Origin of the sequence: Lysinibacillus sp. UBA5990, assembly GCF_002429815.1 — a bacterium.
In the GTDB taxonomy this organism is placed as follows: domain Bacteria; phylum Bacillota; class Bacilli; order Bacillales_A; family Planococcaceae; genus Lysinibacillus; species Lysinibacillus fusiformis.
On record NZ_DJAY01000015.1, the window covers coordinates 809,708 to 829,865 of the forward strand.

The following is a 20,158-nucleotide window of genomic DNA, read 5'->3' on the forward strand; positions in this document are numbered from 1 at the left end:
TGTTTTGATGGAATTTTCAGAAAAAATAAAACAACCTAGTCGAGAGCTAGGCTGTTTTAAAGTGGATTAGAGTCGGTTGTTTCAAAATACTGTAATAGAACTTTTTCAACATTGCTTAAATGAGAGGTCATCGCCTGTTTAGCCAATTCTTCATTTTGTTGCTGAATAGCAAGGAAGATTTTCATATGTTCTTCATATAGTTGCTCGCTTGTTGTTTTTTTAGAGTACAACCAAATGCGGCGTGTTTCTTTCATCGTATCAATCATTAGACCAGAAACTTGATCTAGAATGGTAGCAAGTAGGGGATTTTGGGAGGCCGTCGCAATCGCCACATGAAATTGATAATCCACTTTTTCACCAAGTTCACCGTCTCCATGGGCTTGTTTCATGTCATCTAAAATTTGGAACATTGCTTGAACATCCTGTTCTGTACGGTTGATGGCGGCACTTGCTGCTGCTCCTACCTCAATGATCTTGCGCACTTCTAATAAACGGGCAATATCAAGTTTATTTGATAACATGGCTGTAGATAATGGGAAATCCAGTCTATTTGGCGGCACACTTTTTACAAAAGTCCCAGAGCCTTGTTTGATTTCAATCAATCCCATTGCCTTTAAGGCAGATAGCGCCTCTCGCACAGCAGAACGGCTAACTTGTAATTGTTCAGCAAGCTGTTCTACTGAGTCCAGTCGATCACCAGGCTTTAAAACACCCGCTCTTATTTTTTCATGCAAAATTTCGGTCACTTCTTCATAGATTTTTTTAGGTTTTATTTTTCTTAATTCCAAGGAGCTACACCTCTTTTTTCAATCAAATGCGCGTTTGTTATGAATAGTATACATGAAGATCAGTGATTCACTCACTAATTAACCATATATGGACTATAAAAAATGGGTGCAGAGCTGATTTAAATGAGATTTACCAACCTATTTGATGATGTAGAATAATGGCGAATTTTGTTGACAGAAAATCAACAGGGGCGCATAATGCAGAAGTAGCTTATTAAGTGTTCTACATGTATGGGAAGAACTTTTCAGAAATCTCATCATTTTGCCATGAAACGTTCACAATCAGGAAGGGCGCAATTTATCATGTTTTTTGGTACGATGGATGCAGTAACTGTAAGGAGCGATCGAAAATATGGGATCAGATATTAACGTATTTTTAGCTTTTGGTGCAGGGTTTTTAAGTTTTATTTCACCATGTACCCTCCCATTGTATCCAGCATTTTTATCGTACATAACTGGTATGACATTAGATGAGCTAAAATCAGAAAAAGGGATGCTACAAAAGCGTGCCATTTTCCACACACTATTCTTTTTACTAGGATTTTCAATTATTTTTATCATAATTGGACTAAGTGCCTCATATGCGGCAGAGTTTTTCCTGAACTATCAAACTTTACTACGTCAGGTTGGTGCCATTTTAATCGTAGTATTTGGTTTAATGATTGTAGGATTACTACAAATTGATTTCCTCATGAAGGATCGAAAGTTTCAATTTAAAAATCGACCATCTGGCTATTTGGGATCCGTTTTAATTGGTATTGCCTTTGCGGCAGGATGGACACCATGTACAGGACCAATTTTAGCTTCTATTATAATGTTGGCTAGTACAAACCCAGGAGCGGGCTTTAGTTATATGTTCGCCTATTATTTAGGGTTCGCGATTCCATTCTTTGTGTTATCGTTCTTTATTTCACGTATGACATGGATTCGCACACACAGCCAAAAAATCGTGAAAATCGGTGGTTATATAATGATTGCCGTGGGTATTTTGTTATTCTTTGATGGATTAACGTATATTACTCGTATATTACAGCCTATTTTCGGTGGATTTACAGGCTTTTAATTTGATACACTAAAGAGGCATACCGTACTTTAACGTGGAGGGAGATGAACATGTGCCTACAGTTTTAGTAGTGGATGATACGCTATTTATGCGTGTTGCAATCAGTAATATGTTTTCAGAATGGGGTTACGAGGTAGTAGGTAAGGCAGCAAATGGTAAAGAAGCTGTGGCTATGTATCGAGAGTTACAACCAGACTTAGTAACAATGGATGTAACGATGCCCGTTATGACTGGTATTGCGGCAGTAAAAAAAATTATCCCAGAGTTTCCAAATGCAAAAATAATTATGGTAACAGCATTAGGCCAACAAAAGTTAATTGTAGAAGCGATTGAAAGTGGGGCAAAAGATTTTATTACCAAGCCTTTTGAGCCAGAAAGATTAAGAGCCGTCGCTGACCAATTACTTGGACAAAATTGCTAATTTGACATTAGAGGAGGATCTTTTATGTTAAGCAATATCCCTTCTCACTATTATGTTATTGGGTCAACCATTATGGCCATTCTTATGGGTAGCTTTGTCATGGTCATACGTATGAGAGCTTCCAAAATTCCAACAAATGAGAAGAAAATTATTATTCCGCCAATCGCGATGTCTTCTGGTGCGCTCATGTTTTTATTTGAACAATTCCGAGTGCCACCCATGCAAATATTAGAAGCAGCCGCTGTAGGAATGGTGTTCTCGACCATATTAATTGCCACTTCCAAATTTGAAGTGAAGGGTCGAGATATTTATTTAAAACGTTCAAAAGCATTCGTTTTTATATTATTTGGTTTATTAATATTCCGAGTAGTGGCCAAAATGATTTTAAGCAACTCCATCGATGTCGGCGAATTAGCAGGCATGTTCTGGATCCTAGCCTTCGCCATGTTAGTACCTTGGCGAATTGCCATGCTGATCCAGTTTAAAAAAATCAAAAAAACGATTCCTCAACTACACTAGTACTCAAACTGGTGTAGTTTTTTTATGCTCTGAGTTAGGAGGTGGGGCAGATTGACTTGTCATGCTTGTGGTGGATTGAATGGTCATAGTGGTGGGTGGAGCGAGGAAAGTGACGGATAGAGCGCCAAATGAGGATGTTCCGATAAATGAGACGGATAAAAACCAGCAAAGTGACGGATAGATCGAGTAAAGTGGTGGCTAGGGCACCAAATGAGGCTATCTCCGCAAAAGAGGCAGATAAAACCAGCGAAGTGGTGGATAGAACTTCAAATGAGGCTAGCCCAACAAAAGTGGCGGATAGAGCCATCATAGGGCCGTAAAACCGCAAATAAGGATGCCACGCTAAAAAAGAAACGAAGAACAACCCCAATCGATCCAAAAAAACGCTGCACAAGTTTATGTGCAGCGTAGCTTACTTTATTCAAATAAATGTTCGTAGGGGGCGATGTCAATTTGCATTTGCTCTAATTTTTTGCGTAAAAATTTGTGATCGCGTTTCGGCGTTGCTTGGATGTAGCCGCGAATAATGAGGTCATTATTTATGGCAGATGCTTTTTCCTCTAAAGCGAGCTCGCCAATTTTCCCTGCAATTTTCTCCTTTGCTACTTGTCTAAAGAGCTCAGGGACAGGGCTTACAAGCTCATAGAGTAACTCTTTTTCAGCTTGTCCCCATAAATGGATTGTTTTATCTAAATAAAATTCCTGCCAATCTAAATCAGACTTTCCATCCTGCTTTGGGAGTGCTTTTAAAAACTTGCGGAACATGAAAAAGCCGCCAATCGCCATCAATGAAATGAGGACAACTACCCAAAATAAAATAAACCATAAAAACCAACCTTGTAACAAATCGTTCACCTCTTTGCCTTCTCTGATTCTATTATAAGAGCTTCCGAAAGAAAATTCATCCTATAATGTCCCTTTTTTAGCAATTCGTCTTTATATAGTGTTTGAAGGGAGGTGAGATGTATGGCGAATGAGAATTTTTTACATGCTACACTGCGACTTAAATATGTGGAAGGCTACAATGAGCAAAACGAGCCAACATTCACTACTAAATCGTATCGTAATATTGCTAAGACACATAGCGTAGAAGATTTAGTAGCTGTCGCACAAGGGATGGCCAGTCTCTCATCACAAGCACTGGCTGGTATTGAAAAGCAAGAGACAAGCGAATTAACTTAAGGGGGATCAGAAGATGGCACAAGTTTTAGAGTTACAATTTGCTACAGTGGATGGTAAAACATCTACGCTGACGATTGATGCACCGAAGCCAGCAATAACCGCAGCTGACATTCAAAAGGTCATGCAAACTATTTTGGCTAAAAATGTATTTTCTGGACAAGCTGGGTCGTTAGCAGCTATCAAAGGTGCACGCATTGTAGACCGACAAGTAACAGAATTCGATGTAGCAACAGAATAATGCAAAAATGGTCTTTGCTAAGAGAACTGCAAAGGCCATTTTTATCTTAGTGAGAGGGGGATAATTAATGGAACAGTGGTTAAGCATGATTTCGGATATTGGTTTTCCGATTTTAGTGTCCTTTTATTTATTACACCGTGTCGAAGTAAAGCTAGATGCGATTCATGAGGCACTTGTTTCCTTAAAATGAAATTAATTTCACAAATATGTACGAAAGCTGTCACCTAGAAGTTCTTGTCAATGCTTACAGCCTAAGTTAGGATGAGGATAGTTAGGTTAGGGAGAGTGTTAACATGAAACATAAACTAATTGGGCTAGTATTGCTTTTAGCCTGTGCGACTGTACTAGGTGCCTGTGGGAATTCCAAATTTAAAGCAGATTATAGTTTGGAAATACCTGATTTTGAACATGTCAATCAGCGTGGAGAGACGGTTTCGCTTGAAAGTTTAAAAGGCAAGCCATGGATCGGTATGTATATTTTCACGAACTGTGTATCGATTTGCCCACCAATGTCCTTGAATATGGCACAAGTCCAAGAAAAGCTTCAGAAAAAAGGGGTAGAGGATTATAATATCGTCGCCTTTTCCGTAGATCCAGATGTTGATACGCCAGAAGTATTAGCCAACTATATTAGTAAATATAATGTGCCAGATGATTCTAAATGGAATCTTCTTACAGGTTATTCACAAAAATATATCGAACAGTTTGCGGTTAAAAATACGAAAATTTTAGTGAAAAACGATCCTAATAGTGATCAAGTTATCCATGGTAATCAATTTTTCCTAGTCGATAAAGATGGAACAATCGTTAAAATGTATAATGGCTTCGCTGAAAATATTGAAGATGTACCAATTGATACAATAGCTTCTGATATTGAAACATATGTTGATGAAAATTTATAATTAGCAACCGTCTCGAACTTTTGAGACGGTTTTTTTATGTCCTGTAAAATCTGGAAAAATAATCTTTTTCTGGTTGGGAATCGTTTATAGTGTAGAAGGAGGGAATGTATATGTCTGATATAGAAAAATTGGAGCAGCTGATGGCTATACATACGGAGAGTTTGTTTCGTATTGCTTATTACTATACAAAGGATTTACAAATAGCAGAGGATATTGTGCAGGATGTTTTTATTAAATTTTATCATCAAAAACAATATGAGGAACGAGGAGAAATGAAGGCATACCTTGCCCGCATGACAATCAATAAATGCAAAGATTATTTAAAAAGCTGGGCCTATCGAAAAATTAAATTTCAACATAAATTTTTAAAGCAAAAAGCCATTTTTGAGGATACACTCATTCTTCAAGATGAACATGCTTTATTAGATGAAGCCATTTTGCGCTTACCCATCAAGCCGCGAGAAGCGATTGTTTATTATTACTTGGAGGAAATGACGATTAAAGAAATTGCTGAACTACTGGCAATCCCAGAGGGTACGGTGAAATCACGTTTGAAGAAGGGGAAGGAACTATTAAAGATAGATTTACAACATATTGAATGGGAGGTACTTTTCCATGGATAATCATACAATGCAGGTGTTACAGGATGTCACGGCACATAAAGAGGCGATTATTCAAAAGGTTCGACAACAAGTTCAGCACGAGTCGTATCCTTCCAAGTCAAAATGGACGAATCGTGCATTCACGATCATGATCACATGCTCTATTTTATTTTTCATTGCTTGGCAAGTAACACAACCAATGGATCAGGTGACGACAGAGGTAGAGGATGAAGGCAAAAAACTTCTATTCACCGATTTATTTCATACAGAAGTAGAAGGAAAAGATACAACGTTCAGTCAGTTTTTTCCGATAGCAAATTATTTAAGTCAGGCAAAAAATATCAAGTACTATGCACCACTTCAAGGCTTCGAGGCTATGCAATCAGTAGCAACTTTGCTGGGAAATGCTATCCATCTCACTAATTCTGAAAATCTGCCATTTAAACCGAACATTCAGGAAGTATATGCGGTAACATCAAAAATGGATGATGGTAGTCAGCAAACGCAATTCCAATTTAGTTTTAAAGAAAAATCTTACACTGGCGTGGATCTACAATATATTAATTTTACGGTGACAAATGTTGATCGAAATCCCTTAGCAGACTATGTAAAGTCTCAAAATATTGAAGATACTGCGGACATTAAGATCTCCAATGTAGCATTAAATTTTATGAATCCTTTGTTATTTCGGGAGATGACACCAAATCAAGGTTTTCCTTATATTTACTATAATTATGACGCAGCGGATAAGAGAATCTATCAAATGACTACAAGAGCCAACGAATTTTATTCATATTACAATGGCTATGTCTATCATATTGGTTACCAACTAAATGGAGATCCACAAGAAATGCAGGAAAAAATGGCAACCACCATCAGAGAATTTATTCTTGGTAATTAGCTAGTGAACTATAAGATTTTCCATTTATAATAATAAAAAAGAGGGGATGGGGGTTTGCTTATGACGATTGCACAAACGTATTTACAGGTCGTCCAAAAAAGGTTTAAAAATGTGAAAGAGTTAGGGGACGGGGCTCTTGCCCAATTAGAGGGGGCAGAGCTGCACTGGGCGTATAATGAAGAATCCAATAGTATCGCGGTCATTGTTAAACATGTTAGTGGTAATATGATTTCACGCTGGACTGATTTTTTAACGACAGATGGTGAGAAAACGACACGAAATCGAGATGATGAGTTTATCAATAGTCTGAATACAAAAAAAGCTATTCTCGCGGTCTGGGAAGAGGGCTGGCAAGTATTTTTAGGTGCTTTGGCGACTATTACAGAATCCGATTTGGAGGGGCATGTCACAATCAGGGGGGAAAAGCTAGCAGTAATCGATGCGATAGAAAGACAAATGGCTCATTATTCACAGCATATTGGTCAAATTATTTATATCGCGAAGCAAGTAAAGGGATCTGACTGGCAAACGTTAAGTATAGCGAGGGGACAGTCGCAAGCGTTTAACAAGGCTATGCTTGAAAACATCCACGAAAAATAAGAGAGATCGTAGCAATTTTTTAGTTGCTACGATCTTTTTTTATGACAAATAAAGCTTGTACATTGCAGTCTCCGAATCAATGGCTTGAGCTAGTTCAAATGCTTCCTGCTGATTTTTATGATGAGAGATTATTTCATAGAAAAAGCGAATAAGAAACATAAGGTTCGCGTTACCATCGATATAGTCATCTGGTGCTAAATAGGAATGACAGCCACTTTGCATAAATGCTGTTGCGAGCTGTTCCCACCCTAATGTACAGCCTGCTGCAATAACCTTTACATCTTGGAGGCGGCTATAAGTTTGTACATCCAATGGACCAAAGTATATACTCTTTGGTTCATTATCTTCATAGACATCCTCCCCTAACTCAGGCAGACAAAACCGTCCTTCATCTCCGTGAAAGTTCAAAATTAGATAATCCATTTTGCCATGAAGATCAACGCCCGATAAGACATCAATCAAATCATTGGGTCTACCAATCAAATGAAGTGTTACCCTTGCACCAAAGGACTCAAGTGCAGCTCGAATGGCCATTGATTCAAAATCACAATTAGGTCCTACTACTAAGTTAACATATAATTCTGGCTTGCTCATTTCACGTTCCACCTCCATCCTTTAGTATAGATGAAACTTATTGGATGAGTAAACCGTATATGACAATAATTACTATATGTGTAAATATTAAAGGAGTTTTAGCTATGAAACGGGTTGGACATTTATTTACATTACTACTTGGTGTGACGCTTAGCTTCATCACCCTCTTACTATTTTTGGACAATGAGAGGCAAAGAGACGAACTAGTATCTCTACCTTATAGTCAATTTCAAACTATCCAACAGGCATGGTATATGTCTGGAAGTGATGGCAAGGAGCAATATATATATCCATTAAAGCATGTGTTCTACCTTAACCGTTATGAGGTAAAAGAAACAGAACACCTTCAACAAGCTTTACGGTCTAAAAAAGTCCTTATCAGTCGACCAGCCCAACCTACCCCAACAAGCGATTTATATATACGTTTCGATAATGGAAAGGAAATGGCCGTCAAAGTGATGGTGGAGGACGAACAATTATTCCTCATGGATCAAAAAACGATGCAGTATTATCAACTGCCTACAGAAGAAGTGGTAGATTATTTTCGTTTGTTGAATGAAGAAAGCCGAATGCCGTTGTTATTATTTATTATTTATACAATTTTATTTTTTAGTCTAGCTTATATGCTTGCAAAGAAATTAATAGGAGGTAAATCAAACTCTATTCCGACAAAAAAATTAATGAAAGAGAAAGGGAAGCGACTTACTTCTGATTTTCTTCTTCCTGTCATCTTGCCTTTAACCGTCACAATTTCGATGCACATATATGGGGCTCAGCATAGCTTATTATTACTAAGTGTCATGATGCTTACTTCAGGTATTCGAGAATATGTTGAAAAAAGAAAGCTTTTCATGAAAATGGTACTGCTTCTTCCGCTCTTTTCGCTTTATCTCCATGGCTTTCAATGGATTACTTCCTATTTTAACTAGCGAGATAGTGGATATTATTGTCAATAGTTTTCAGGTGGAGTTTTCATTATTGTTAAATTTTAGCGATGTTTTGTGAGGAAAGGTACATATTCTATAGGATAATAGATTTAGGTAGGATATACTCAATGGTGATTACAGTAGAATTGAGGGAATCATATGAGATTAACTGTGGAACGAAAACTACAAATTGCTTTTGGTATAGTGCTAGCCTTCTTATTAATGATTACAGCTATTGCGATGTATTTCTTAACTAATAATAATAAGACACTAGCTGAAATCGAAGACAATACGGAATTAATCCATCTATATCAAGATATCTCGTTCCAAACAGTGCGTGCAAACGCAGCTATTCGAGGATATATATTATATGGTAAGGAAGAAATGTTGAACAATCATCATGAAATTCGCAATACCTTGCATACATCCATTAATCGCCTCCAAGAAATAGGCGCACGCAATCAAGATTTTGAGCAATTTTTACAACAGCTTGATGATTGGGAAAAGGCGATAGATGGACAGATTATTCCGCTTTATAAACGTGGCGCAATAGAACAGGCTCAGCAAGTAGCCTTGCCGATTTTAGGGGATGGATCTTTGAAGCTGGTGGTCTTTGGAAAGACGATGGCTACTGCACAACAGGAAGACATGCTAGCACATATAGAGGCGACCAAGGAAAAAGGGGAAAGAAGTGGTATTGAAATCATGATATTGGCGGCAATTTCTCTCCTCATTAGCATCATTATTGCTACTGTATTTGGTAGAAGAATTGCTAAAAACATCCAACTAACGGTCAGTGAAATGGATACATTCTCAGAGGGGAATTTACACGTTCATCTACAATTCAAAACAAAGGATGAATTTGCACAACTAGCCGAGTCATTCAACAGCATGTCAGAAAAACTTCGTCAAATGATGAAGCAAGTAGGAGATTCCTCTGAGCAAGTAGCAGCGACCTCTGAGCAGCTAACAGCTAGTAGCTTGGAGGTCACACAGGCAACAGAAGTCGTCACTGAATCGATTCAAGATATTGCACAAGGAATTGATGAGCAGGATACTTTAACAGGCGATGTACGAAATTTATCGGCCCATATTTTGAAGAAAATGAATGATATTTCCACTAGCATTCAAAACGTTAATGATGCAACCGTCGAAACAAAAAATATGGCGAGTTTAGGTCGTTCATCTGTCCATGATGCCACGGTACAGATGGATGAAATTTCAGCTAACACGAGTGAATTAAATACGCGTGTCCAAGATCTAGATGATAATTCTGCAGCCATTGTAGCAGCTGTGAATGTCATAAAAAGTATTGCGACACAGACCAATTTACTTGCTATCAATGCCTCCATTGAAGCAGCACGAAGCGGTGAACATGGGAAAGGGTTTGCCGTTGTCGCTGAGGAAGTACGCAAACTGGCAGATGAGTCGAGTCTTGCAGCAGTAGAAATTGAAAAAGTAGTAGCACAAATTACTGACAGTACAAGAATAATTGAAGACGATATAGTCAATAGCAATGATTCGGTGCATGTAGGTCGTAATAAGGTCAATGTGGCAAGAGATAATTTTATACAAATTGATGATGCCATTACTGATGTACAAGCACAAACGGAGTTAGTTACCGCTGCTATAAGTACCATCCATCAAGATATTGAACAGCTGGTACAAGAGATTGATTATATAGGTGAAGTATCTATGAAATCTAGCCGTCATGTGCAAAGTGTTGCCGCTTCTTCGGAAGAGCAAAATGCGGCAATGGAGGAAGTAGCGGCAGCTTCCACACATTTAGCGAAAATGGCGATAGATCTACAGGAATCCATACAAACATTTAAATATTAGGTTCATGATAAAGGGGGTGTCTAGTGGTCGAATAGATCATTGGGCAACCTCTTTTTATTTACTCTCCAATCATATCGGCAAGTTCAAAGTCCATTAGAGTTTGGATTAATAGTTGCCATTTTTCTTGTAGTCATGATTAGGAAGATATGGGCTAATAGTTCGTTCTTCCTGACAATTATAGGGATTTGTGGTTATCTGTAAGACTAAATAATAAAAAAATCATAAATATGTTTGAAAAATAATATTTCATCCGATAAAAGATATGGGAGAGATGTAAAACAGATACAGAGTGGGGAACGGTTTTAGCAAATATCAGGCTGACAAGTGATATTTTTCACTTCAAGAAACAAAAGGAGAATAATATATGAAAAAAATATTTAGCAGTTTTAAGGGCAAGCTTTATACGCTATTTGCGCTAGTATTACTAATCCCTGTTATATCTGTAGGTAGTTTATCTTATTTATCAGCTAAAGATTCTATAGAAGAAGAAATCTTATTTAGTGCCAATGAAAGTGTGGGCATTTTAAATAAGCTTATCGATCAAACTATTACTGATAAGATGAATGACATTCAAGTGTTTAGTAGTGAAATAGATGCACAGCAAGTTAAGCAATCACAAGCTTCTTTAGAATCGAAGTTTAAGCAATATGGACAGCTTAATCCAGACGTTTTAAGTATTTATGTTGGAACAAATGATGGTTCGTTTTCTCAGGTACCAAAATTGAATGATGCGGACTATAATCCATTAGATCGAGATTGGTATAAACAAGCAACTGCTTTAAAAGGTGAAACTTTAATTACTAACCCTTATAAGGATGCGGGAACTGGTGATATGGTTGTAACGGTTGCTAAACAGATCAAGGATCGGTCAGGGGTTGTTGCTATTGATATTAAGTTAACAAACCTTCAAAAAATTGCAGATTCCATTCGAATTGGGAAAAATGGTTATCCCTCTATTTTTGGGGAAGACAATCTGGTCATTTCACATCCTACATTAGAAGCGGGTGGCAAGCTAAAAGAAAGTTTCCTCGATAAAATGTACGAAAGCCCCTCTGGTACCTATGAATACGTCTTTAACGGCGATGATCGTATTTTGTTCTATACGACGAATGAAGTAACCAATTGGAAAATCACAGGTACGATCTTTTCCAAGGAAATTGATGAGTCTGCTTCATCCATTTTATCTCATACCATCATAGTTCTGCTTGCAGCTGTCGTTATTAGTTCTATAATCTTCTACTTCGTGATGAAGGCTGTCATTAAACCAATTAAAGCATTAAAAGATAGCGCCGTTACGATCAGTAAAGGTGACCTGACAGAGACTGTTACAATAACTTCGAAGGATGAAATTGGACAATTAGGACAAGCTTTTAACGATATGCAGGAAAGTTTGCGGACGCTTATTCAAAAAATTGAACAAAATGCAGAGGAAGTGGCATCGTCTGCTGAAGAGCTAACAGCTAATGCGAATCAAACAAGTATAGCAACCGAAAAAGTCGCTATTTCTATTCAAGATGTTGCGTCAAGTGCAGATGGTCAGACTATTAGTGCCAATAAAAATGCAGAATCATTACATGAGCTTTCAACAGCCATTCTTCATATTGCTGAAATTTCTTCTGCTGTGACGGACCTTTCACAGCATGCGACATTACAAGCAGATGAGGGCGGACAAGCTGTACAAAATACAAAGGATCAAATGCAGTCTATTCATTTATCTGTTGCTGATTCCAATGCTAAAATTCAAACCTTACATGAGCGTTCACAGCAGATTACATCCATTTTAGATGTAATTACAAGCATTGCGGATCAAACTAATTTACTGGCTTTAAATGCCGCTATTGAAGCAGCGAGAGCAGGGGAGCATGGCAAAGGCTTTGCAGTTGTCGCAGATGAAGTCCGTAAGCTAGCCGAGCAATCACAGGAATCGGCTAAACAAATTTTTGATCTGATACGTGGGATTCAACAAGAAACAGAGCAATCTGTTAGTATTATGGCTAAGGTAACGGAGGATGTTCAAAGTGGTTTACATATTTCTGATGAAGCCATTACGAAATTCCATGTAATTATGGCAAGTATGAATGAAATTACACCGAAAATGGAAGAGGTTTCTTCTGCCTCTGAGCAAATGTCTGCGGGTGTACAAGAGGTAGCTGCTGTGACGGAAGATTTGGCCTTCTCAGCCAAAGGCAATGCTTCTGCTTCTGAAGATGTTGCAGCCTCAACAGAGGAGCAGTTAGCATCAATGGAAGAAATCAACGCCTCGGCACAAGCACTTGCACATATGGCGGATGAATTAAAACAACTAATTAGCCAGTTTAAATATTAAAACAAAACGCCCTTCCATTCATTTAAATGGAGGGGCGTTCCTATTTTATCGATCTTCTTCCCAACAATCTGTATTTTTTAATGTCGGAATTGATTTGGCATAAAAGACAGGATTTTTACCCGCTTTGCGTTGGCCTGTAAAATCATCTAATACAAGGAAGGCAATTTTACCAAGAATCATGATAATAGCAATATTGATGAGAGCCATGAGTCCCATAAACAAATCTGCTAAATTCCATACAAGTTGAACTTGTGCTACGGAGCCAAACATAACCATAACTAGTACTAAAACACGATAAATAATCATCCAACCCTTATGGGCATTCATAAATTCGATATTGGATTCACCATAGTAATAGTTACCGATGATTGAACTGAAGGCAAAGAAGATGATGGAAATGGCAATAAAATAAGGAGCCCAATCCCCTACATGAACAGCTAGGGAGTTTTGCGTCAAAATAATGCCATCGCTTTCACCTTTATCATATAAACCAGCTAAAATAATGATAAAGGCTGTTGCTGTACAAATCATAATCGTATCGAAAAAGACACCTAAGCTTTGTACAAGCCCCTGCTTGGCAGGGTGTGAGGTATTGGCAGTTGCCGCCGCGTTTGGCACACTACCCATCCCAGCCTCATTCGAAAATAAACCACGACGAACCCCTTGCATGATAGCAACTCCAATTGCTCCACCAGCAGCTTCTTGTAGACCAAATGCATGTGTGAAAATTAATTTAAAGACATTCGGTATTTCTGATAAATTTGTCACCACAACAAAAAGGGCTACAAGTAAATAGAAGATGGCCATAACCGGTACAAGAACTTGTGTTACCTTTACAATTCTTTGTACACCACCAAAAATTATTAATGCTGTTAGTGCTACTAGCAAGACGCCAATGAGCTTTGGACTTATATCAAATGCTTCCCCAACTGAAGTGGCAATTGTATTAGATTGCACTGCATTAAATATAAATCCAAAACTTAGTGTTAATAGAATACTAAAGATAATACCTAGTTTTCTTTGACCTAACGCTTTTTCCATGTAATAGGCAGGCCCACCTCGGAACGTATCGCCATCCTTTACTTTATAGACCTGTGCTAATGTACTTTCAATGAAGGCTGTTGCCATCCCTAATATAGCAATAATCCACATCCAAAATACTGCACCTGGCCCACCGACACCAATGGCTAAGGCAACACCTGTAATGTTACCAGTGCCTACACGTGAAGCGGCACTAATCGTAAAGGCTTGGAACGGCGAAACTCCTGAATCGCCTTCTCTTTTTTCGACAATTAGACGAAACATTTCAGGAAAAAGACGAATTTGTACAAATTTTGTACCAAATGAAAAATATAGTCCTGCGGCTAATAGTAAGATAATCAGGATATATGTCCATAAAATATTATTTCCACTATCAACAATATTTGAAATCCATTCCATAAGTTATTCCTCCTTTCACAGTACGCTTTAGTCTACACTGTTTTTTTATGAAAAATCAACCTTTCTAATATAATAAATTATAATAAAGTTTTGACTTTTCCTATAAGAGTGATAAATTCCGAAAATTCTCTTATTTTTATTCTACTAACGCGTATAATAATAGAATAAAAGGAGGGAGATTTGATGATGAAAACAATCGGATTGATTGGTGGGATGAGCTGGGAGTCCTCAGCCGAATATTATAGGCTTCTAAATGAACAGGTCAAACAAAAGCTTGGGGGCCTTCATTCTGCAACATGTATTTTGTATAGTGTTGATTTCCAGCAAATTGAGCATTTTCAAGCGAGGGGACAATGGGACAAAGCTGGCTTCGTGCTTGCTCAAGCCGCACAGTCACTGGAACGGGCAGGTGCAGATTTTATCGTTATTTGTACAAATACGATGCATAAGGTCGTAGCAGTTATTGAGGAGGCCATCACTATCCCCATTTTACATATTGCTGATGCCACGGCTAAGCAAATAAAAGAGGCTGGCCTACAAAAAATAGCACTCCTTGGCACTATGTATACAATGGAACAGGAATTTTATAAGTCGAGGGTAGAGGGGTATGGAATAGAGGTCATCGTGCCGAATCACAACTCACGTATGGAAGTAAACCGGATCATTTATGAGGAATTATGTTTAGGGAGCATTGTACCAAATTCGAAGACCTATTATATCCAAGTGATCAATGAGCTTGTGCAGGCAGGAGCGCAAGGAGTGATTCTTGGCTGTACCGAAATTGGCTTGCTCATACAACAGCATGATATCGATGTACCAGTATTTGATACAACGGCTATTCATGCACAGGCAGCTGTATCTATGGCGATTCAGGAGGAAACGTAATATGCAGGGAAAGGTAAGGCAATTCGGCATTGAAGTGGGGACATTGCCAGTTGGGCAGAAAAACTGTATTACCGATGTTGCAGGGGTACGAGTAGGACATGTCACATTGGATAAGTCGTTAGATCATGAAGGTGGTTATGCTTGTACAGGTGTCACAGCTATTTTACCGCATGGGGGGAATTTATTTCAGCACAAAGTTACAGCGACTAGCTATGTGTTAAATGGTTTCGGCAAAACAACCGGACTCGTGCAGGTGAATGAGCTAGGTGTAATCGAATCACCGATTATGCTCACGAATACATTCGGGGTACCAGCGGTTACGCAGGGAACATTGCGATATATGCTCGACATGAATCAGGACATAGGGCAAACGACTGGCACCATCAATCTGGTTGTAGGCGAATGCAATGATAGTTATTTAAATTCCATCCGAGCATGTCCAGTAACAGCTGAGCATGCCATAGAAGCCATCAGTAATGCCTCTTCGAATACAGCGCAAGAAGGGGCCATTGGCGCAGGAAAAGGGATGATGTGTTTTGGCTATAAAGGGGGAATTGGTTCCTCTTCTCGTATTGTCAAAGTCGATAACGATGAAATTAGCTATACGGTGGGCTGCATGGTGCTTAGTAATTTTGGTCATAGTTCCGAATTTTTTGCGGAACGTTATGTTGCCCCTACAATACAATGTGCCTCGACACTAGCTCCAACAGATGGTTCGATTATTATAGTCCTTGCCACAGATGCTCCACTTAGCAGTCGTCAATTGAAGAGAGTCATTAAACGTTGTGGGATAGGTTTAGGTCGGACAGGCAGCCATTACTCTCATGGCAGTGGAGACATTGTGATAGGCTTTACAACTGCGCTCAACATCCCACATATGTCTGAACAGCTTGTAGAAACAAGAACACAGCTCCGTGAGGATCATCCTGTTATGAATTGGTTATTTGCAGCTGCGGCAGAGGCAACTGAGGAAGCCATTCTCAATTCACTAGCTCAGGCACAAACAACAATTGGTCGCAACGGACATCGAGTAGAAGCCTACTCTTTTCAAAAGGCATAGCGAAAAGGTTATTGAGACATAGACAGTGTTTCAATAACCTTTTTTGCGCAAGTATACAAGATTCATAATTTTTTTAGCATGTGTGGGGCATGTGATGAATAAAATCCTTAAATAGAGGATAAAGGAGATTTTTCGACGATATGTTGCTGGATTATAAGTCATTATAAGAGAATAACCATTATTTTGTAATAATTGTGTTTTTGTCTAGTCAACGATAGAGAGATGTGATAATATTCATTTTAAAAAAACTGAATTATCTAATAATTTAGTGGGGGTGTTCTAGTATTGTAAACCTCTTTCAATCGATTGGAACGGCTTTGAATGGAAACTCTCCTGAGAGCCCATCTGTTAGCGAAAGCCAAGAGCCTCTAATACAGATTACAGCTGCACATAGAAGAATTTTTATAGAACCTATCTACTATCAGCAAAAAATTTCTAATAGTTTACGAGCCATTTATGTACGTGAGGGTGTAGTTGAACGCTTGCAGCATGCTTTGACATTATTACCTAAGGATTATAGCCTGCTCCTCTATGACGGCTATCGCCCATTCCAAGTTCAGCAGTATTTATTTAATCATTTTTCAAAGCAATTGGCGCGCATCATGCCAGATGCCGCGGAACAAGAATTACTACAGGCAACCAAAAAGTATGTCGCCTTGCCAAGTGTAGGTGCTGCTCATTTGGCACCCCATTTAACAGGAGGTGCTATTGATATAACGCTTGCTGATAGACAAGGGAAAGCTCTGGATCTCGGTACAGCCTTTGATGAAATGAATGAAAAATCAGCTACACGCTATTTTGAACATAACCCAAAGGAGAATCCAGAGGCTTGTCAACATCGACGTTTATTATATAACTGTATGACACAAGTAGGCTTTAGTAATTATGCAGAGGAATGGTGGCATTACGATTTTCACAATGTGGCCTGGGCGAGACGAGTTCAAGCAAAAACAGCCTTTTATGGAGCTATTCAGGTAACGATTTTAGATCATGAAATAAAGGAGATTCGATATCAATGAAAGTTTATATTAGCGCCGATATAGAAGGTATTACCGGTACAACTACATGGAGTGAAACAGAGTTAAATGCACCTGACTATCAATTTTTTCAAAAACAAATGACTCGAGAAGTAGAAGCTGCAATTGACGGGGCGATAGCGGGTGGAGCAACAGAAATACTATTGAAGGATGCGCACGATTCAGCACGCAATCTTGATATTTCATATTTACCTATCAACTGTAAGGTAATCCGTGGCTGGACTTACGATCCGATGTGTATGGTAGCAGGTCTCGATCAAAGCTTTGATCGTGCGATTTTTATTGGCTATCACAGTAAAGGGGGAAGCGAGCGTAATCCGCTAGCCCATACACTTTGCACGTATGCTGATGTCAAAATAAATGGTGAGTATGCGAGTGAATTTTTAATCAATACGTATGCAGCGGCATTACATGGTGTTCCTGTTTCATTTGTCAGTGGAGATGTAGGCTTGACCGAAGAAATTCATGCAGTAAATGAAAACATTGTGACCTTTGCGACCAAAGAAGGAATAGGGAATGCAACTATTAGTGTCAGTCCGAAGCTAACGCTTATGGAAACCAAGCGACTGGTAGAATCCTCGATGAAGGTGCCACGAGAACATATTCAGGTACCATTACCAGAACGCTTTATAGTAGAAATCATATATCGAGATCATACACGTGCTTTTCGTAATTCCTTTTATCCAAATGCCACATTTAAACCACATAATACAGTAGAATTCATCACAGACGATTTTTATGAGGTATTACGTATTTTACAATTTTTAACTTGACTGTGAGGCTGGATTTTTACTTAGGCACGTGTGAGCCAATAGGACACGCTGTTGTCATGCTGAATGAGTAGTTTTGGATTGCGTATATAGAGAGAAGGTCATATAGACGGACCTAGCTAATGTTTGAAAAATCCTATTGAAGGTCATGACATCGGCCCTTCCAATAGGATTTTCATTATAAAAAGATAACTAGGGGGATGCATGTGAGAAAATATTGGTGGCTTTTCGTATGTCTGGTCGTATTGTTTTGTGTAGCCTGCAATGATGAATCATCGAGTGAAAAAGCATCGGAATATCGTGTCGTGTATTCAGGGGAAATTAAAACATTAAATTATTTAAAAACGTCTGAAACAAATGAATTTGCGGTGGCGGCGAATATGGTGGATGGTCTTATTGAGTATGATAAATACGGTGTAGTCCAGCCGGGATTAGCGAAAGAATGGTCGGCAAATGAAGATGCAACGGTATGGACCTTCAAATTGCGTGATGATGCCAAATGGGTGACACATGAAGGGAAGGAATACGCAGATGTAGTTGCACAGGATTTTGTAGACGGTTTGCAGTATGTCCTTGATGCCAAAAATGAATCCTCGACAGCCTGGATTGCGACAGTTGTAAAAAATGGAGAGGCTTTCTATAACGGTGAAATGACGGATTTCAAGCAGGTAGGCATAAAGGCGTTGGATGAACATACAGTAGAATATACTTTAGAAGCTTCTACACCTTATTTTCTTTCTATGTTAAACTACGTTTGTTTCTTCCCAGTGAATGGTAAGTTCATTGCAGAAAAAGGGGCGGACTTTGGAACAACACGTGAAAATTTCCTTTATAATGGCGCTTATATTTTAGATAAATTTGAGCCACAAAATGAGCGTGTTCTAGTAAAAAATAATACGTATTGGGATAAAGACAAAGTACTGATTGACCGTATCCGCTACAAATATAATAAAGAAGCAGCAACGGTAGCACCCGAACTGTTTTTACGAGGAGAAATTGATTCCGCTAGTATTCCTACTTCCATTATTGATGAATGGTTTAAGGATGATAAGAAAAAATCTCAAGTTCGCCAAACACAAAATAACTTCTATACCTACTTCTACGCTCTCAACTTTAACCCACAATTTGACGCAGAATATGAACCAGATAACTGGAAGATCGCCGTCAACAACAAAGATTTCCGAAAATCAATATTCCATGCAATGGATCGTGTTTCCGCAATGCTAACGGTGGAGCCTTATAATCCAGCCGATTTGCTGAGCAACACGATTACTCCAAAAAACTTTGTAGATGTTGCAGGAGTAGACTACACACAATTAACGCCACTTGCGACAATTTCCAATGAAGATTCCTTTAATAAAGAACTAGCACTTGAGTTCAAAGAAAAAGCTAAAGCAGCGTTAGCGGGGAAAGCTACATTCCCTGTGAAAGTGTTATTGCCATATAACGCGGGTAGTCCAGACTGGGCAAATCGTTCTCAAGTAGTGGAGCAGCAAATTGAAAAATTACTGGGGACAGATTATGTCGACATTATTGTAGAGGCAGGTCCAGCGACAGGCTTTTTATCTGAGGTGCGTCGTCCTGGCAAATTTGCGCTTTTAGAAGCAAATTGGGGTCCAGATTATGCCGATCCATCCACGTATACAGACCCATTTACAGTGGATGGTACTTATAATAAACCTGAATTAGCTGAGGGTTACACAGAAGCCAATGGAAAAACTACGTATCAAAACTTTGTGGATGAAGCAAAAGTAACGATTGATGTGGCAAAACGTTATGAGCTATTTGCAAAGGCAGAGGCCTTTTTAATTGAAGAAGCCTTTGTGATTCCATATTCCGTTGGTGGTAGTGGCTATGTTGCATCCAAATTAAATCCTTTTGAGGCACAGTATTCACCATTTGGTGTGACTGCTGAGAAATTTAAAGGTCAGCAAGTTTTGGAAAAACCAATGAGTAATGAAAAATTTAAGAAAGCGCTTGCTCAGTGGGAACAAGAGCGTGCTGACGCTTTAGCGAATGCTAAAAAGTAGTAGGGGATCGTAGATGAAAAAGGAGATACCGAAAG

22 protein-coding genes are annotated in these 20,158 nt (G+C 38.7%); 18 read left to right on the plus strand and 4 right to left on the minus strand.

Annotated features, from left to right (window positions below; genetic code table 11):
* Positions 1 to 56: 56 nt before the first annotated feature.
* The gene (locus B3D94_RS16385) at positions 57 to 788 is read right to left on the minus strand and encodes a FadR/GntR family transcriptional regulator (protein WP_069480899.1); all 732 of its coding nucleotides are present in this window, start codon (positions 786 to 788) and stop codon (positions 57 to 59) included.
* A 352-nt stretch (positions 789 to 1,140) separates the two neighbouring features.
* Here B3D94_RS16385 and B3D94_RS16390 point away from each other — a divergent pair, with 352 nt between their 5' ends.
* The 3 genes from B3D94_RS16390 to B3D94_RS16400 are packed head-to-tail and all read left to right on the plus strand — an operon-like array spanning position 1,141 to position 2,791.
* Complete coding sequence (locus B3D94_RS16390; RefSeq protein ID WP_008175625.1) at positions 1,141 to 1,851, plus strand: cytochrome c biogenesis CcdA family protein; 711 nt, start codon at positions 1,141 to 1,143, stop codon at positions 1,849 to 1,851.
* A gap of 34 nt (positions 1,852 to 1,885) precedes the next feature.
* Positions 1,886 to 2,272, plus strand: a complete 387-nt coding sequence (locus B3D94_RS16395; RefSeq protein WP_008175626.1) for a response regulator — start codon at positions 1,886 to 1,888, stop codon at positions 2,270 to 2,272.
* 24 nt (positions 2,273 to 2,296) lie between these two features.
* Positions 2,297 to 2,791, plus strand: coding sequence for a CcdC family protein (locus B3D94_RS16400; protein ID WP_291758425.1), 495 nt, complete (start codon positions 2,297 to 2,299; stop codon positions 2,789 to 2,791).
* A gap of 417 nt (positions 2,792 to 3,208) precedes the next feature.
* On the opposite strand, the gene B3D94_RS16405 is transcribed toward B3D94_RS16400, so the two are convergent.
* Positions 3,209 to 3,637: a DUF2621 domain-containing protein gene (locus B3D94_RS16405; RefSeq protein WP_193833627.1), complete on the minus strand. Its 429-nt coding sequence runs from the start codon at positions 3,635 to 3,637 to the stop codon at positions 3,209 to 3,211.
* 120 nt (positions 3,638 to 3,757) lie between these two features.
* Between B3D94_RS16405 and B3D94_RS16410 the strand changes: the two genes are divergently transcribed.
* The 7 genes from B3D94_RS16410 to B3D94_RS16440 all read left to right on the plus strand — a co-directional run bounded on the left by B3D94_RS16410 (position 3,758) and on the right by B3D94_RS16440 (position 7,216).
* Complete coding sequence (locus B3D94_RS16410; protein ID WP_036125071.1) at positions 3,758 to 3,973, plus strand: DUF1659 domain-containing protein; 216 nt, start codon at positions 3,758 to 3,760, stop codon at positions 3,971 to 3,973.
* 13 nt (positions 3,974 to 3,986) lie between these two features.
* Entirely contained in the window at positions 3,987 to 4,211 is a 225-nt protein-coding gene (locus tag B3D94_RS16415) for a DUF2922 domain-containing protein (protein WP_069480900.1), read from the plus strand.
* Between the two features lie 67 nt (positions 4,212 to 4,278).
* Positions 4,279 to 4,401 carry a YvrJ family protein gene (locus tag B3D94_RS16420; RefSeq protein WP_081791145.1) on the plus strand — a complete coding sequence of 41 codons (123 nt, stop codon included), beginning with the start codon at positions 4,279 to 4,281 and terminating at the stop codon, positions 4,399 to 4,401.
* A 103-nt stretch (positions 4,402 to 4,504) separates the two neighbouring features.
* Positions 4,505 to 5,113 carry an SCO family protein gene (locus B3D94_RS16425; RefSeq protein WP_069480901.1) on the plus strand — a complete coding sequence of 203 codons (609 nt, stop codon included), beginning with the start codon at positions 4,505 to 4,507 and terminating at the stop codon, positions 5,111 to 5,113.
* A gap of 110 nt (positions 5,114 to 5,223) precedes the next feature.
* The gene (locus B3D94_RS16430; protein ID WP_291758431.1) at positions 5,224 to 5,736 is read left to right on the plus strand and encodes a sigma-70 family RNA polymerase sigma factor; all 513 of its coding nucleotides are present in this window, start codon (positions 5,224 to 5,226) and stop codon (positions 5,734 to 5,736) included.
* Complete coding sequence (locus B3D94_RS16435; protein WP_291758433.1) at positions 5,729 to 6,616, plus strand: hypothetical protein; 888 nt, start codon at positions 5,729 to 5,731, stop codon at positions 6,614 to 6,616. Before B3D94_RS16430 ends, B3D94_RS16435 begins: the two co-directional genes overlap by 8 nt.
* Positions 6,617 to 6,676: 60 nt before the next feature.
* Entirely contained in the window at positions 6,677 to 7,216 is a 540-nt protein-coding gene (locus B3D94_RS16440) for a DUF1572 family protein (protein WP_291758435.1), read from the plus strand.
* A gap of 39 nt (positions 7,217 to 7,255) precedes the next feature.
* Here the strand turns inward: B3D94_RS16440 and B3D94_RS16445 are convergent, their stop codons facing one another.
* Positions 7,256 to 7,810 carry a delta-aminolevulinic acid dehydratase gene (locus tag B3D94_RS16445; protein WP_291758437.1) on the minus strand — a complete coding sequence of 185 codons (555 nt, stop codon included), beginning with the start codon at positions 7,808 to 7,810 and terminating at the stop codon, positions 7,256 to 7,258.
* A gap of 104 nt (positions 7,811 to 7,914) precedes the next feature.
* Here B3D94_RS16445 and B3D94_RS16450 point away from each other — a divergent pair, with 104 nt between their 5' ends.
* From B3D94_RS16450 to B3D94_RS16460, 3 genes are all read left to right on the plus strand, one after another.
* On the plus strand, positions 7,915 to 8,739 hold the full coding sequence (locus B3D94_RS16450; RefSeq protein ID WP_291758438.1) for a hypothetical protein: 825 nt from the start codon (positions 7,915 to 7,917) through the stop codon (positions 8,737 to 8,739).
* Between the two features lie 156 nt (positions 8,740 to 8,895).
* Complete coding sequence (locus tag B3D94_RS16455; RefSeq protein ID WP_291758440.1) at positions 8,896 to 10,575, plus strand: methyl-accepting chemotaxis protein; 1,680 nt, start codon at positions 8,896 to 8,898, stop codon at positions 10,573 to 10,575.
* 364 nt (positions 10,576 to 10,939) lie between these two features.
* Positions 10,940 to 12,901 (plus strand): methyl-accepting chemotaxis protein, encoded by a 1,962-nt coding sequence (locus tag B3D94_RS16460; RefSeq protein ID WP_069480908.1) that lies wholly within the window; start codon positions 10,940 to 10,942, stop codon positions 12,899 to 12,901.
* A gap of 45 nt (positions 12,902 to 12,946) precedes the next feature.
* On the opposite strand, the gene B3D94_RS16465 is transcribed toward B3D94_RS16460, so the two are convergent.
* A complete protein-coding gene (locus tag B3D94_RS16465) occupies positions 12,947 to 14,341 on the minus strand; it encodes an alanine/glycine:cation symporter family protein (RefSeq protein WP_069480909.1) in 1,395 nt (464 codons plus the stop codon).
* Between the two features lie 186 nt (positions 14,342 to 14,527).
* Here B3D94_RS16465 and B3D94_RS16470 point away from each other — a divergent pair, with 186 nt between their 5' ends.
* The 5 genes from B3D94_RS16470 (at position 14,528) to B3D94_RS16490 (ending at position 20,123) form a co-directional block, all read left to right on the plus strand.
* Complete coding sequence (locus B3D94_RS16470) at positions 14,528 to 15,226, plus strand: aspartate/glutamate racemase family protein (RefSeq protein WP_291760607.1); 699 nt, start codon at positions 14,528 to 14,530, stop codon at positions 15,224 to 15,226.
* Between the two features lies 1 nt (position 15,227).
* On the plus strand, positions 15,228 to 16,286 hold the full coding sequence (locus tag B3D94_RS16475) for a P1 family peptidase (RefSeq protein ID WP_291758443.1): 1,059 nt from the start codon (positions 15,228 to 15,230) through the stop codon (positions 16,284 to 16,286).
* A gap of 317 nt (positions 16,287 to 16,603) precedes the next feature.
* A complete protein-coding gene (locus B3D94_RS16480) occupies positions 16,604 to 17,305 on the plus strand; it encodes a M15 family metallopeptidase (RefSeq protein ID WP_291758445.1) in 702 nt (233 codons plus the stop codon).
* Complete coding sequence (locus tag B3D94_RS16485; protein ID WP_291758446.1) at positions 17,302 to 18,096, plus strand: M55 family metallopeptidase; 795 nt, start codon at positions 17,302 to 17,304, stop codon at positions 18,094 to 18,096. Before B3D94_RS16480 ends, B3D94_RS16485 begins: the two co-directional genes overlap by 4 nt.
* 197 nt (positions 18,097 to 18,293) lie before the next feature.
* Positions 18,294 to 20,123 carry a peptide ABC transporter substrate-binding protein gene (locus B3D94_RS16490; protein ID WP_291758448.1) on the plus strand — a complete coding sequence of 610 codons (1,830 nt, stop codon included), beginning with the start codon at positions 18,294 to 18,296 and terminating at the stop codon, positions 20,121 to 20,123.
* Positions 20,124 to 20,158 lie beyond the last annotated feature (35 nt).